Genomic DNA, 15607 nt, shown 5'->3' with positions numbered 1-15607 from the left:
CGAAAATAAAAGTTAAAAGGGAGGGTGACTAAAGGAAGTTTTTTGAAAAATTGTTATAAATGTTAGTCACCCTTTGTAGACATTTCCTTTTACTTTAACAATTCGTTGATGGATTTTTCCGTTGATTTTAAACCTTCTTCTACTGATACTTTTCCTGTAAGAATTTCGTCGCGTACATCTATTAATAATTGCTCTGCCTGTAAACCGGCGTCTCCAGGGAATGATGCCCAAGGAACAATCTTGTCCATTTGTTCTATGGCAGGCTTCATCATTTCATTTTCTTCTAAAAATGATTTAAGTCCATTTTCTGCTTCTGCAACATCTTTACGTGGAGGCACATAACCTGTTCCTTCTGTCCATTTGGCCATTGATTCAACGCTATAAAGAAATTTCATGAATTCCCATGCTGCTTTTTGCTGATCTTCATCTTTTGCTGTAATAGCCAGCATTGCGCCACCTGCCGGCAGTCTTACTTCTTTTCCTTCCCATGCTGGCGATTTGATTGCCGCTACGTCAAATTTGGCATTCGCTTGGATATGCGAACGTTGGGCAATCGTTGTATAGACCATGGCGACATTGCCATCGATAAAGCTTTGTACACCTTGATCCCAAGGCAAATGCAAGGCTGTTTTATCTTTTAACACCATATCAGCCCATAGTTGATACGCTTCAATTCCTTCTTTTGAAGCAAATGTTGCTTTTCCGTCCGTAATCATTTTGGCTCCGTTGCTTTCTAATAAAGCTTGTGTAGCCCAGTTATCTGCCGGCTCCTGCAAATAAAACCCATATTTTCCGGTTTTCTCTTTTATTATTTTGGAAAATTCTCTTACCTCTTCCCACGTTTTTGGCCCATTTTCATCTAGTCCAGCTTTTCGCAAAAGGTCTCGATTAATATAGAGGACTGGATTGCTTAACGAATATGGAATCCCGACTTGTTCACCATCCGAATTTTTCGCTAAATCCAAAACATTTTTTAAGAAATGATCTTTTAAAAATGTTTTATCTTCTGGAAAATATCTATCTATTATTTCTTGCGGCGACACATAATGAAAATTATTTGAGAAGTAGTCTAAAAATGCCCATCCTACTTGTACAACTGCTGGTGAATTGCCCGCAGCTACTTCAGCCTGTAAATTTTGCATCAACCCTTTATACATGTCCGGGTTGTATTTGGCTACGACTTCTACAGTATCACTTTGTGCATTAAATTCCTTCACTAACTCTTCTACTGTTTTTCCACCTTGAGTTTCAGCATTTACGTGCCAGTATTCGATAACCGTTTTTTTGTTGCCGTCCTCTGATTTAGAAGGAGAGTCATTGGCTGCCTGCTTGCTCGTGTTGTTACAAGCTGCTAACATAAATACTAATGTAAATGCGCAAATCAATTTTACAAATGATTTCATTATATTCCTCCTCACCAAATTGTTTGACCGTAATTAATGAAAGGATCTTCAAAATGTCGTGACATTTCGGCTATTTAGAAAATTCTTTACATGAATCAGTTAACAAATCGTGTTGCCTTTGACTGGCTATCACCGTCCGTGTTCGAGCAAGCGGCTTCTACAAGCTGTCTTCAATTTCAGATAAAGCTATTTTTCATCGTTATGCCAATGACAGGTTGGCAGATCGTTTGCATTAATATTTTAGGTGTAAATGCTTTTTTATCTCCCGACCTGACAAATCTATTAAATGATGTCGAAATCACCTCCAATTGCTTGCATAACAAAAAAAGAGACTCCAAATATAATGTATATATCTATTCCATATACATTAAATTTGAGGTCTCTCTATTTGCACCAGTAATTATTCACTTGTTACTTATAATATAGATGAGAATTGTTAATCTAGTATAAATCATATGTAAATTCTCTTTTAAAATTTATTTAAATCCATTTCCCACAATTTTGAGTTGGACGTCGTTACAGCGAGTGCGCCATTATTTATCGCTTCCTTCGCATGTTCAGGCAAAGTCAACAGCCCTCCTGTTATAACGGGAACTTGCGAAACCTTTGTGAATTTCTTTAAAAAATCCGGCGCACGGCACGGCATAATTTCTATTATATCTGAGCGGATTTGGTCCGCATCCTTCACTAAATTATGATAAACTTCCGTGTCAATTAAAAAGATTCGCTGAATAACAAATAAACCGCTTGATTTTGCCTTTTTTATAATGCCGTTCCTCGTTGTAACGATCGCCGTTGGCTGGACATTCTTTTTTACAAAGTCAATTCCATCGCCATCCATTTCCAGACCGCCTATTTTTTCAACATGCAATATGACGGGGAGCCCTTCAGACTGGATGAAATCAACATATCTTTTTACCGTTAAAATGGTTCCTGTCATTAGTAAGACAGCACTTAAATGTTCTTTATTCTTGATCGCTTTCTCAATATATTTCGGTTCTTTAATAGCTGCTACCATTCTATGTTTTTTTAATCTTTCCAACAAAATTGTTCCTGCATTGCTTTTTGCCACAGCTAAATTTCCTTTCTTTTAAAATTCCGAATCTGCTCTAAAGATTTAAAAGTATTTTGTTATAAAAGCAATTCGATTGGCAAACGTTTGATATACTTTGGATTGTGCGAAACATCTTGTTGGGCAGAATATGCTTGCTCTTTGGATGGGGGCAGAGGATCAAAAGCTTTTAAAAGAAATATAAAAAACAAATATTAAGCAAATATTGTGCCCAAGCTAATTCATTGTAAATTTTGCTTTACAAAAGATTTACATCTAGCATGATTTTGCCCGAAAGATTATTTTTAATGTTTTTTTGTGTTTTTTGAGTAAAAAGTGTGTTCACAGGTTAGTTGAAAGCAGTTTTGTGTGTTTTTTGAGTAAAAAGTGTGTTCACAGGTTAGTTGAAAGCAGTTTTTTTTGTGTGTTTTGAGGAAAAAGTGAGTTCATAGGTTAGTTGAAAGCAGTTTTTTTGTGTTTTTTGAGAAAAAGTGAATTCATAGGTTAGTTGAAAGCAGTTTTGTTGAGTGTTTTGTAAAAAAATGTGTTCATGGGCCAACTGAAACCAGTTTTGTTTCGTTTTTTAAAGAAAAAGTGAGTTCATGGTCTAACTATAACCGGTTTTTCCCGACAAATCAAAAGAAAAGTATGTTCATCAAGTCTATGAAACCAGTTTTTTTCATCAAATTCGAGAAAAACTGCATTCGTAAGGTTTCCGCTCCTATCTTCTGCAAAAGGTGTGCGTTCATTAACTTTATAGAAAGTGTCCTTTATACAATAAGTTAGAATTTGCGAGCATTTTTGGAGAATTAAAGGGAAATTGGGTAAAAAGATACCCATAAGTAATAAGAACACCGATCTCCCCCACAAATCCACCATGATCCAATTTTAACTACTGCCGTTAATCTGCTACAATATAATATTAGAAAGTGAGTGTTTTGAAGCTCACCTACCTAATGTGTTGTTCTAATAAAAACGTTTGAATAGTTAAATCATCTCAAACGTTTATCGAATTGTTTTTCCCATTGTCACAATGTCTCTTTGCTAAAAGAAGGGGTGTTCGTAAGCACACTTTCTACGAGTCAACCGTTTTGGCTTACGAATAACTAGTTTCCAACTTGAAGCAATTGGTGCGTGAGAAGTCCTTCGCAAACTTGTCCGTTCCAAAGTAGAGAGGCTGAAATCATTGCGACGATAAGAAAAATAATTCGTGAAATTCCAATCATATCTCATTACGTACGTTCCTCAATTCGTAATAGATATGATCCCTTTACTACTTCCCCTTCATCTTGCCTAGCTATTGTTTTACAAGAATTCCAAAAGGGCTTGTGAGCAATAGAAATTTTTTTCAAAATTGCGGAAAACCAATCGAATCGAAAGGATGAGTTGATGAAGTCTCGAAGTAAACAAGTAAATATTGTGTTTTGGGTATCGGCAGTGACGGTATTGTTTTTCGTTCTGCTTGGTATTATGTTCCCAAAAGGATTTGCAAATGGAGCGGAAGCGGCATTCCAATTTACGACTGAAAATTTTGGCTGGTTTTACTTATTATCCGTTTTAGCTATGGTTATTTTCAGTCTATATATGGCCTTTAGTAAATTTGGAAAGATCCGCTTAGGCGGAGATCAGGAAAAGCCGCAATTTAGTCGATTTACATGGATTGCTATGTTGTTTTCTTGTGGTCTTGGAATTGCGCTCGTCTTTTATGGTGTAGGTGAACCAATGACCCATTTCTTTAATCCGCCGTCGGAAGATATAACATCCCAATCGGCTGAAGCTGCTCGAATTGCCATGGGACAAGCGTTTTTCCATTACGGATTAAGTATGTGGGCGATCTTTGCAGTTGTTGGTTTAGCTATTGCTTATTTTCAATTTCGAAAAAAGAAAAATGGACTTATTTCAACGTCGTTACAGCCACTGATGCCAAAAAATCGCAGTAGTCGAAGTATTAAAAATACAATTAATATATTAGCTATTGTTGCTACTGTTATGGGTGTAGCAACATCAGTTGGTATGGGTGTACTACAAACAAACGGTGGTTTAAATGCTGTTTTTAATACACCAATTCATTTTTGGGTTCAATTGGCGATTATCGCTATAATGACGCTTCTCTTTCTCTTGTCCTCAACATCTGGTTTAAACAAGGGAATCAAATGGTTAAGTAATGCGAACTTAGCTTTAGCCATATTATTAATGATTTTCGTATTTTTCGCAGGACCAACTGTATTTATAATGGAGACATTTACAGTTGCCATTGGAGATTATATTTCGAATTTCATTAGTTATTCATTAAATATGACACCATACAGTGGTGAGCATTGGGTACATGAATGGACGATCTTTTATTGGGCTTGGACCATTGCTTGGTCGCCATTCGTAGGAGCTTTCTTCGCACGTATTTCACGAGGACGGACGATTCGTGAATTTATAATCGGAGTCATGGTCGCACCAGCATTACTTTCGATGATGTGGATGGCTGTTTTTGGTGGAACATCTTTATATATGGATCTATTTAAAGGTTCCAATATTGCGACTGTAACCAATAATGATATTACATTGGCGATTTTTACACTGTTTGAAACGTTGCCAATTACGGAAATTTTATCAGTAGTCACCATTATATTAATCTTTACGTTTCTAATAACATCTGCAGACTCTGCAGCATATATTTTAAGTAGTATGTCCGAAAATGGAAGTACCAATCCACCAATTGGTATGCGCATTGTTTGGGGAGTACTAATCAGTTCAATTGCATTAGTATTATTATCGACAAGTGGCCTAACAGGATTACAGTCAGCATCCCTTGTTGCAGCTCTGCCATTTACGGTTATTATCGTCTTTATGATGATTTCACTCGTTAAAGTCGTCTCAAAAGAAGTTGCTCCAAAAGCAGAAAAACAGAAGGTCAAAGTAAAAGAAAAACAAATTAAACCTGTAAAAACGGGAATGAAGAAGAAAAAAGAACAAGATGTGCTTTCTGTCTGAAAATGAGGTAGCCGTTTAATTTCAAAATTCAAGCCGAGAATCTGTGGATTGATTTTTTATCATCGACAGTTTCTCGGCTTTCTTATTTTGTAAGGATAGCCCTTAGATTGTTTATAAAGTTTCATTATTGCAATAATTTAGTTCTCTATCTCTATTATAAAAGTGCTGTAAAATAGAGATGTATACATATTTACATTACTAGGGTGATCTAAGTGAATGGGAACTTTCGGTTGCGTTTATTTGCAATTATAATTATGTTTGCATCGGTCATCGCCATACGTTCGCGATGATCAATCATGTTAAACTTGAATCTCTTGTAAAAGAGAATAATCAGTTTCAAGTGGAACGTATTGAAGAAACGGTTCTTTATGCTTTAGAAAATTTCGATAAAGTATATTACTATTTTGATAGTGAAACTGCTGATCGAATGGAGTCAACAACCTATCGATTACTTAAATATTACGAAAAAAAACCGAATGTTGACGAGTGGGATTTTCACGGATTTCCGAAAGAAGTCTCCCATCCTCAAGGAATGTGCAGGGCGTAGCCCAATGAGTAGGTGGGAGATGAATTTCGGTTGGCTTTAGCCAAAGGTTTTGATATAATCAGTCTTATATATAAAAAAGGATTGATATATCAATGAAATTGGATAGTAATAATCATTCAGTGTTCCTATTACATTATCATCTTGTATTAGTTGTAAAGTATCGCAGAGAAGTGTTCACCGATGAAATATCTGATTTTGCAAAAGATATGTTCATTGAGATCGGAAAAAAATACAACATTACTTTGACAGAGTGGAATCATGATAAGGATCATATCCACATCCTATTCAAAGCACATCCTAATTCTGAATTATCGAAGTTCATCAATACTTATAAGAGTGCAAGTTCTCGACTGATAAAGAAAAACTTTCCTCATATCCGAAAAAGACTATGGAAAGAGATGTTTTGGTCAAGAAGCTTTTGCCTGCTTACAACAGGCGGTGCACCAATAGAAGTCATAAAAAAATACATTGAAAATCAAGGTCAGAAGTGAGGTGATTTGATATGGCCAAACAAAACAAAGCCTTCAAATTTCGTTTGTATCCGAATAAAGAACAGAAAATCCAATTAGCCAAAACATTTGGTTGTGTTCGCTTTGTCTACAATAAGATGCTGGAAGAACGTAAGGAAACGTATGAGAAATTCAAAAACGATAAAGAAACGCTTAAACAACAAGCATTCCCGACACCAGCGAAATACAAAGATGAATTTCCATTCCTAAAAGAAGTGGATTCTTTAGCTTTAGCAAACGCACAGATCAATTTGCAAAATGCTTATAAGAACTTTTTTGAAGGTCGTGCGGAGTTTCCTAAATTCAAAAGCAAGAAAAATAAACAATCTTACACAACCAATATGGTCAACGGCAATATTAAGCTAGAAAATGGTCATATCAAACTACCAAAAATCAAAAAGCCAATGAAAATGAACCGACATAGAGAAATACCTGCTGATTATAAAATCAAATCTTGTACTATTTCTAAAACAAAGACAGGTAAATATTATATTTCGATTTTGACAGAATACGAGAAAGATATTCAGTCAGTAAAGATTCAAAAAGTAGTTGGCTTAGATTTTGCTATGGACGGTCTATATGTCGAGAGTGAACAGGGTGAGAAAGCCAATTACCCACGGTACTATCGACAAGCATTAGACAAACTGGCAAAAGCACAACGAATTCTTTCTCGCAGAAAAAAAGGTTCTGCACTTGGGAAAAACAACGTTTGAAAGTAGCAAAGTTACAAGAGAAAATTGCCAATCAACGCAAGAATTTTCTTCACCATAAATCAAAAGAATTAGCATCAACCTATGACGCAGTTATCATTGAGGACTTAGACATGAAAGGAATGTCTCAAGCCCTCAATTTTGGAAAAAGTGTTCATGATAATGGCTGGGGTATGTTCACTACTTTCTTAGAATACAAGCTAAAAGAACAAGGGAAACAACTTGTAAAAATCGATAAGTGGTTCCCTTCTACTAAGAAATGTTCTTGTTGTGGCAAGGAAAAAGAAATGCCATTATCTAAACGTGTATATGAATGTTCTTGCGGTTTTGTATTAGATCGTGATCACAATTCAGCAATCAATATCAAAAATGAAGGATTACGCATATTAGCATAAAGAATAATAACTTTCGGAACGAGAGGGTTAGCTCGGTCAATTTCCCGTCAATAGATAGGATTACCCGAGAAGCCCCCACTTCAAGCGACCCGCAAGAGTGGTAAGTGGAGGGTAGTTCACCACCAACAGTGAAACATTTAGAAAAAGTTCTTCACTCATAAAAAATCCCTCATGGTTATCCATAAGGGATTTTTTGGTGCGCCCGGCATGTACATGAACTATAGGGTGTAAGTCCCGAACCCCGAAGACAGAAGTAGCAGTTAGCTCAACGAAAGGGTGTCCGTGGTGACGCGGAATCTGAAGGAAGCTGGAGGCAAAACACCGGTCCGAGGAACACGAACCTCATATAAGGCTAGGTATGATTGAGTGAGTTTGCCAAACAAAACAAAGCTCTTTCTGTCGAAGGTCATATCGAGTAAATGAGGCGGATAGATGGTGTGAAAGTGCATGTACTTACCCGGGGAGGTCTGGCGGATAGGTGAAATACGCTTCATAACCTACTTAGTGATAAGTAGCTGAACCGTCAGAAGTCAGCAGAGGTCATAGTATTAGTTGGTTTAGAACTACTAAGAAGGACCGAACAATTAAGAGAGAATAGCCCTTGGCATTCAGTGAGTCATGATGAACACAGAAAACGTAGTACCTCACTTGAGGAAGGAAGCGGTGAATCCCGTGGGAGACCTCTTGGAGGGTGGAGTGACCACTGGCATAAAGAGAACAGCTATTCACGGAAGTTATAAAGACTTGCGTCAATCATCTTAATTGAACCGCCGTATACGGAACCGTACGTACGGTGGTGTGAGAGGACGGGAGTTAATCGCTCCCTCCTACTCGATTATGTGCTGGGTATCTGTACATTCGCCAAGCTTTAAAGCAGCAGTATTTTGTTTAAGACAAGGGTGTCTAGGGCGCCAAGATCTGAAGGAAGTCAGCAGCCAATTTTCGACTTGCGGAAAAGATGATCGATGTTTTATTCTTTCTCCTTTTTTTTCTTTAACCTTCCTTCGCGCCGAGCAGCGTCCCGCAATAAAAATTCAATATGGGAATTGACGCTGCGGAATTCCTCTTGCGCCCAACGTTCAATAACGGCATACAATTCAGGATCGATTCTTAAAGGGAAATGTTTCTTTTTTGCCATGATGCGACACAACCATTAATATAGACTTCCGGTATTTATGACCGGCTGGGTGCCGCGATCGGAGATGATCGCAACCATTAAATTATTCACCATGTTAACCTTTCTTTCTTCATCAAGCTCAATCGTTCCGTCGCTAGCCAGCTGCTCGACAGCCATTTGGGCCATGCTGACGGCTCCTTCGACAATCTTTTTTCTCGCAGATAAAACGGCGGCTGCCTGCTGACGCTGAAGCATGGCGCTGGCAATTTCAGTCGAGTAAGCTAAATGAGTCAGTCTAGCTTCTATTACTTCAACTCCAGCGACGTTCAACCTTTCTTGCAATTCATCTGCCAGCTCTTTTGAAACAACATCGGCGTTGCCTCTTAATGTAATATTGTTGTCATCAAACGTATCGTAAGGATATTTCGTTGCTACATGACGAATGGCAGCCTCGCTTTGGATTTCCACGAATTCTTCATAATCATCCACATCAAAAGTTGCTTTTGCGGAATCGATTACTTTGAAGACGATGACCGAAGCAATTTCAATCGGATTCCCTTCCACATCGTTTACTTTTAGCTTTTTGCTGTTAAAATTTCGAACGCGAAGGGACACCTTTTGTCTAATAGTTAATGGAACCGTTAAAGCAAGGCCACTTTTCCGAATGCTTCCTAAATAACGTCCGAAGAAAATGACAACGTTTGCTTGATTCGGCTGTACAATGGTAAGGCCGCTTCCAAGCAGTGCGGCAAGAACAACCAATACAATTGCAGGAACAATAAACTCCTGGATAAATGTAAAAGCTGCTCCGAGCAAAAGTGCAACGATTAATACAATTCCAATAAACCCGTCAATAAACCATGCCTTTTTTTCTTTCAACTTTCATTGTCCCTCTCATATTATTTTTATATTAAAATGATATCACTTTTTGAAATAAATGTAAATTAGTATCATCAAAAAATTTTGGTGAAAAACGTTTTTGGAGCTATGAAAATTCAATGAAAGCCAAAATAAAAAACCTCAACTAACAACCATGCTAAACGTCATTTCGTTAGCAAGGGCTAGTCGAGGATTTCGGTTTAAATATATTTAGTTCATTATTGTTTGCATAGGTTCGTTTCTTTAGCATTAAAACAGAAAAATAAGACATACAATGAGGATGACAATAAACAATAAGGTATAAATCCATGTCAACGAGCGAACATTGCGAAAGGAGCTTGTTTCATATTCCCTTGACCTTGCGAGTTCATCATGGGGACTGTTCCCGATCGCTTTATATGTTTCTATTTTGTTTCCTACTTCTTTTCCGATAAACGCAGTTAAAATGAGTGCAAGTACACAAATAATAATGCCTACGGTCAATAACATACTATACATAAAACCATCTCCCTGTCTCTTTACATTGTGGTAGAGAATTGATTCGTTAATGTCCTTGCTTGATAATCACCTGAAAATAGAAATTTATTTATGCTGAATATTATAAAATGCATCAGCAAATCTTTTTATTCCTTCATTTATATTTTCTTCATTTTCTCTTGCGAAGGTAAAACGGACATATTTTGTACTTGATCCAAGCGTTGAGCCCGGAACATAAATAACCCCGCGCTTGATCGACTCTTCTAGCAGCTGGATCTCATTAAAGTCTTTCTTTATTTTGCACCATAAATGAATGCCTCCTTGCGGGATATAAAAATCAACATCGTCTTTTAAGTAGAATCGAAGGCTTTTGACAATTTGATCCCTTCTGTTTTCGAGCCGTTTGACTAAGCAGTTGATATGGGCATCGAAGTCGTCAGATTCCAGAAAATCATTGGCAATCCATTGAGTAAAGCTGGCATGACCGAAATCCACTTGCTGTTTGGCATCAGACAATCTTTCAATCACAGGCTTTGGTCCAATAACCCAACCAATTCGCAAACCAGAAGCAACAATTTTCGACAATGAGCTGATATATAAGACATTTCCATGCTCATCCATTGATTTTAGCGGGTAGGTCTCTTCCCCATTAAAGGACGTTAAACTGTAAGGATCGTCTTCAACAATCGGTATTCCATACTCAGACGATATTTCCAATATTTTTTCCCGCCGGTTTTTATGAAGGAAAGCGCCTGATGGATTTTGGAAAGCAGGATTTAAAAAGATCATCCTGATTCGATGTTTTTTATGCAATAGAAGCAAATCATCCGGGTTTATACCCTCTTTGTCAACTGGTAAATAGAAAGGTCTAATTCCGGTTGATTTAAAGACCGGGAGACTGTAATAATACGAAGGCTCTTCTAATGCTATCGCATCACCCGGCTTTAATAAGCATTGGACGATTAAATATAAAGCTTGCTGCGCTCCTGATGTGATGAGAATGGAAGACGGATTTGTCTCAATTCTCCGATATCGTTTCACATGCTTTGTGATAGTTTTTCTTAATATCTCATTCCCTTGAGGATGATCATATCCTAGGCTTCCGATAAATGACCTTGTCGAAATGATTTCTCGCAAGGAGTCGATTGGAAAAAGATCTTCCGACAATTCACCGCTAGCTAAATTGATTAGTTTATGCTCTTCCATCTCTTTGCGTATTCTCTGGGTCACAGGTAAATTCGGCAAGAACGATCCTGCCTCAATATACCGATTCCAGCTTGGTACACGCTTCTTTGTCATACCCCATATATCTTTGCTGATTGTTGTTCCGCTTCCTCTCTTTCTCTCGATAAGTCCGTTTGATTCTAATTCGTCATATGCAGCCACAACTGTGCTTCTGTTTATTTGCAGCTTATTGGCCAAAAACCGTTCAGAAGGCAGCGGTTTATCAGGGGGAAATGTGCCATCCGCAATTCCATTTTCAATATATTCGGCCAGCTGTTTATATATAGGCTTTTTTGCATTTCGATCCGGTTTCCAGTCCATATGCTTCACCCTTTAGATTTGCTTGGCACTTCCTGCTATATGGCAAGTTAACCAGGTTCTTTGTTATTTATCTATAGAATGTTCCTATTGAACATAATCGAAAATGTTGTTATATCCATCAAAATTTGAACCTGTTCAAACATTAATTATAACGCTAGATGAAAGAATAATGCCCATCCAATTCAGTAACATTTTACCCATCCACTTTTATTTTAACTTGGAGTTTTTAGCACATGATTTGAACGCTGCTGAAAAATCATTATCTTTTGTAACATGGACGCAATGCTTAAAGCTGTCCTGCCCGATTTTTTCTTTACTTGAAGTTGAAAACCCTTAAAATAGATGTGCGATTTTCGGCAAATTTATTTCACTTTATGGTTCGTCTTGGATAAATGGCTGTTGCAGTATTGAAATTGGATGATTGACAAAATCTTTGATTGGATGGTCCAAAAATTTTTGAACATTTTTATTATGAATAATATACTCCAATTCAAACCGTTTCTCATATTTTACGCTTAATGCTTCTATAGAATTAAGTGTTGATAGTTACTTCGACACTCAGCCACAGCTGTATTGTACAAAGGAGCATGCTAAGAAATTACCATTAAATTACTTCAGATGAGATATCACATGAAAAGCTCTCATGGAAAAACATAATCCAATTATTTTGAACTCTAATACATGGGCCGGCCCTTCTATGCTTAAAAAGAGGATTATTCAAAGTGTTTTCCTTCCTGTGCAGATTTTTTTATGGAAGATGAATAGGGTGCAACTTCCGAAGGTTATGACTTTGAAGGTTCATGAGCTTCGGCATTTAAGATTGCTTTAGATTTTTTGATTTGGTGGAGGGGAAAAATATGTCGAACAGAGCACAAAAGGTTAAAGTTGCTGTTATACAAGCCTCATCTGTTATTATGGACCGAGACGCCACGACAAAAAAGGCGGTTAGCCTCATACATCAAGCTGCTGAAAAAGGAGCAAAGATTGTTGTATTTCCTGAAGCTTTTATTCCCGCTTATCCTAGAGGCTTATCTTTCGGTACAACGATTGGGAGCCGTTCGGCTGAAGGGAGGAAGGATTGGTATAGATACTGGAGCAATTCTGTAGCTGTTCCAGACGAAACGACGGAACAACTTGGTGAAGCGGCTCGAAAAGCAGGTGTCTACCTTGTGATAGGTGTAACAGAAAGGGATAATGAATTTAGCGGCGGGACTCTTTACTGTTCTGTTTTATTTTTCGATTCTGACGGACAGTTGTTAGGAAAACACCGCAAATTAAAACCGACTGCAGCAGAACGGATTGTTTGGGGGGAAGGGGATGGAAGCACATTACCAGTGTTTGACACCCCTTATGGAAGAATAGGGGCGCTAATCTGCTGGGAAAATTATATGCCGTTAGCAAGGGCTGCGATGTACGCACTAGGAATTCAAATTTATATTGCCCCAACGGCTGATGCAAGGGAAACTTGGCAGTCAACAATCCGTCACATTGCTTTGGAGGGGAGATGCTTTGTTTTGTCTGCCAATCAATATGTGACAAAAGATATGTATCCGAAAGATTTGGCTTGTTATGATGAACTTACTTCTTCACCTGAAGTAATGAGCAGAGGAGGTAGCGCGATTGTTGGACCGTTGGGTGAATATGTGGCAAAGCCCGTATTTGGTAAGGAAGACATCATCATTGCAGAACTGGATATGAAACAAATCGCCTATAGCCAGTTTGATTTTGATCCTGTTGGGCATTATGCAAGACCTGATGTTTTTAAATTGCTAGTCAACAAAGAGAAGAAGACAACTATTGAGTGGAAAAATTAATCTCATGATGAGACTCGTTTCTACGATGATCTCATTATTTATTTGAGGCTTCGCAGTTCAATAAACAATAAGGGAAATAAAGAAATCCCTTGCTCCTTTACATTAAGAAAGCGTTTATTTTATAATTAGTGTAAAACAAACGTTCGAGTGGATTCGCTATTTTAAGAAATATTTTCCGGGAAATATCGAGCCCTCTGGCGAATGGGAATGATTTTGTCGAACTTAGCTGAGAGCTTGGCTAAAAAAGGAGATGCTCTTAATTGATAAAAATTAAGAAAATTGTTTTGCATATATTACAGATGCGTTTAAAAGCCCCATTTTCTACTAGCTATGGAGACATTCACGATCGCGAATTGTTGATCGTAGAAGTAAAGGATGATGATGGTGCAGCCGGTTTTGGGGAAGGGGTTGCTTTTTCCATTCCATGGTATACAGAAGAAACCGTGAAAACAACTGTGCACATGATCGAAGATTTCCTCATTCCGATTTTATCAAAGACGTCGTTTCATCATCCTCGTGAGTTGGTTGAATCGTTTCGTTTTATTCGCAGAAATTATATGGCAAAAGCGGCTTTGGAAGGTGCCGTGTGGGATCTATATGCAAAACAGCAAAATATACCTCTTTCACAAGCTCTCGGGGGAATGAAAAAAGAAGTTGAAGCTGGGGTGAGCATCGGTATTCAGCCGACAATAAAAGATTTAATCAGTCTTATTGAACAATATCAGGAGGAAGGATACAAGAGAGTAAAAATAAAGATTAAACCAGGTTGGGATATTGAAGTAGTTAAGGAAATACGGAAGCATTTTCCGAACTTGGATTTAATGGCTGATGCGAACAGTGCCTATACATTAAAAGATATAAATCATCTAAAACAATTGGATGAGTTTCAATTAATGATGATTGAGCAGCCTCTTGCGCACGATGATATTGTGGATCATAGCAAACTTCAAAAAGAATTGGAAACACCGATCTGTTTAGATGAAAGTATTTGTTCCTTAGAAGATGCTCGAAAGGCTGTTGAACTTCGAAGCTGCAAAATTATGAATATAAAAATCGGCCGTGTTGGCGGTTTGACAGAAGCAAAAAAAATCCATGATTTTTGCAAAGAGCAAAATGTTCCAGTTTGGTGCGGAGGGATGCTTGAATCAGGGATTGGACGGGCCCATAATATATCCCTAGCGACACTTGAACAATTCACACTGCCAGGAGATATATCCAGTTCATCTAAGTATTGGGAAGAAGATATTATTGAACCGGAAATATCGGTTTATAATGGAAAAATTGCCTTGCCTGATAGCCCGGGGATCGGTTTTCATGTAAGCCGTGAAAAATTAAAAAAATACACTGTTGAAACGAAAGTATTTACCCTATAAACAAAATAATCCTCTGCATGTTTTGCAGAGGATGATTTTGTTTATTTTACAACCAATCTTGGCGCCGCCATAATGAGAATAACAGTAACGACAGCGCATAATACAAAGGCTCCTATCATCGTAATGCCGTTTACGATCAAAGAATAAACGACCGCTGACATTCCTTCTGGTGCATATTCTCCGAAGAAAAAGACACCGCTGATAAAATGCCAAAAATAACGTGCAAAAGCTCCGATGAAGATGCCAAAGATGATGAAAACAAGAGCAGAGCTTTTCTTTCCATCTTTCAGCTTATTTTGGATAGTTTTACTGAAAAGACCGGCTAAACCGATAAAGGAAAAAGCTAGGAAATAGTCGATGAAACCTTGAACAGGCGTCAGGATGTATGCATCACCTAATACAATTTGCAATAATCCCCATAAAAGGCCGGAAATGAAGCCAATCTTTGCACCGGATCGAAACGATAATATGAGTACAGGCACCATGGCAATGGATATAGAAATGGCTGATGATAATTGAATGGAAGGGAGAAGATCAAGTATAACTGCCAATGCTGCAAAGATTGCTGCTTCTATTAATAGTAATAAACGATTTTTTTCCAAAAATAAAACCCCCTGTATATTATTTGCTATCAACAAATATCCATAAGGGGGAAAAAGGCTGTATCATGGATCAGTTACTTCCACATCCCTACGCTAGCATTAACTAACAGGTTCAAAGGGTCTGGACGAAATACCCGTCCACTCTCAGCATATAGCTCCCCTTGTGGATCTGTTGATATTCGAATCTTATGTCTATCATA

12 protein-coding genes, 1 pseudogene and 1 riboswitch are annotated in these 15607 nt (G+C 37.8%); of the genes and pseudogenes, 6 read left to right on the top strand and 7 right to left on the bottom strand.

What is annotated here, in order from left to right; genetic code table 11:
• Nucleotides 1-89: 89 nt before the first annotated feature.
• Together NSQ44_RS15870 and NSQ44_RS15865 are read right to left on the bottom strand one after the other, a co-directional pair.
• Nucleotides 90-1403 carry an ABC transporter substrate-binding protein gene (locus NSQ44_RS15870; protein ID WP_340857615.1) on the bottom strand — a complete coding sequence of 438 codons (1314 nt, stop codon included), beginning with the start codon at nt 1401-1403 and terminating at the stop codon, nt 90-92.
• Nucleotides 1404-1872: 469 nt separating this feature from the next.
• Nucleotides 1873-2475 carry a glycerol-3-phosphate responsive antiterminator gene (locus NSQ44_RS15865; RefSeq protein WP_232515598.1) on the bottom strand — a complete coding sequence of 201 codons (603 nt, stop codon included), beginning with the start codon at nt 2473-2475 and terminating at the stop codon, nt 1873-1875.
• A gap of 1368 nt (nt 2476-3843) precedes the next feature.
• Here NSQ44_RS15865 and NSQ44_RS15860 point away from each other — a divergent pair.
• The 4 genes and pseudogenes from NSQ44_RS15860 (at nt 3844) to NSQ44_RS15845 (ending at nt 7600) form a co-directional block, all read left to right on the top strand.
• A complete protein-coding gene (locus NSQ44_RS15860; RefSeq protein WP_340857612.1) occupies nt 3844-5439 on the top strand; it encodes a BCCT family transporter in 1596 nt (531 codons plus the stop codon).
• 286 nt (nt 5440-5725) lie between these two features.
• Nucleotides 5726-5986 carry a hypothetical protein gene (locus tag NSQ44_RS15855; RefSeq protein WP_340857607.1) on the top strand — a complete coding sequence of 87 codons (261 nt, stop codon included), beginning with the start codon at nt 5726-5728 and terminating at the stop codon, nt 5984-5986.
• Between the two features lie 92 nt (nt 5987-6078).
• Nucleotides 6079-6477, top strand: coding sequence for an IS200/IS605 family transposase (tnpA, locus tag NSQ44_RS15850; RefSeq protein ID WP_094245197.1), 399 nt, complete (start codon nt 6079-6081; stop codon nt 6475-6477).
• Between the two features lie 11 nt (nt 6478-6488).
• Nucleotides 6489-7600: pseudogene (locus tag NSQ44_RS15845) on the top strand (RNA-guided endonuclease InsQ/TnpB family protein).
• Nucleotides 7601-8570: 970 nt separating this feature from the next.
• On the opposite strand, the gene NSQ44_RS15840 reads toward NSQ44_RS15845, so the two are convergent.
• The 4 genes from NSQ44_RS15840 to pdxR all read right to left on the bottom strand — a co-directional run bounded on the left by NSQ44_RS15840 (nt 8571) and on the right by pdxR (nt 11618).
• Nucleotides 8571-8738, bottom strand: coding sequence for an Arc family DNA-binding protein (locus NSQ44_RS15840; protein ID WP_340857605.1), 168 nt, complete (start codon nt 8736-8738; stop codon nt 8571-8573).
• Between the two features lie 15 nt (nt 8739-8753).
• Nucleotides 8754-9596 (bottom strand): SPFH domain-containing protein, encoded by an 843-nt coding sequence (locus NSQ44_RS15835; protein ID WP_340857596.1) that lies wholly within the window; start codon nt 9594-9596, stop codon nt 8754-8756.
• Nucleotides 9597-9845: 249 nt separating this feature from the next.
• Complete coding sequence (locus tag NSQ44_RS15830; protein ID WP_063386782.1) at nt 9846-10094, bottom strand: hypothetical protein; 249 nt, start codon at nt 10092-10094, stop codon at nt 9846-9848.
• Nucleotides 10095-10178: 84 nt separating this feature from the next.
• Complete coding sequence (gene pdxR / locus NSQ44_RS15825) at nt 10179-11618, bottom strand: MocR-like pyridoxine biosynthesis transcription factor PdxR (protein WP_340857591.1); 1440 nt, start codon at nt 11616-11618, stop codon at nt 10179-10181.
• A gap of 857 nt (nt 11619-12475) precedes the next feature.
• Between pdxR and NSQ44_RS15820 the strand changes: the two genes are divergently transcribed.
• Together NSQ44_RS15820 and menC are read left to right on the top strand one after the other, a co-directional pair.
• Nucleotides 12476-13432, top strand: a complete 957-nt coding sequence (locus tag NSQ44_RS15820; RefSeq protein ID WP_340807856.1) for a carbon-nitrogen hydrolase family protein — start codon at nt 12476-12478, stop codon at nt 13430-13432.
• A gap of 263 nt (nt 13433-13695) precedes the next feature.
• Complete coding sequence (menC, locus tag NSQ44_RS15815) at nt 13696-14805, top strand: o-succinylbenzoate synthase (RefSeq protein WP_063386838.1); 1110 nt, start codon at nt 13696-13698, stop codon at nt 14803-14805.
• Nucleotides 14806-14846: 41 nt separating this feature from the next.
• Here menC and thiT read toward each other — a convergent pair whose 3' ends face one another.
• The gene (gene thiT / locus NSQ44_RS15810; protein WP_340857589.1) at nt 14847-15407 is read right to left on the bottom strand and encodes an energy-coupled thiamine transporter ThiT; all 561 of its coding nucleotides are present in this window, start codon (nt 15405-15407) and stop codon (nt 14847-14849) included.
• A gap of 68 nt (nt 15408-15475) precedes the next feature.
• Nucleotides 15476-15579: riboswitch (TPP riboswitch) on the bottom strand.
• Nucleotides 15580-15607: the final 28 nt, after the last annotated feature.

Origin of the sequence: Aeribacillus sp. FSL M8-0254 (assembly GCF_038008845.1) — a bacterium.
In the GTDB taxonomy this organism is placed as follows: Bacteria; Bacillota; Bacilli; order Bacillales; family Aeribacillaceae; genus Aeribacillus; species Aeribacillus composti.
This window is presented reverse-complemented; position numbering and strand designations above follow the sequence as displayed.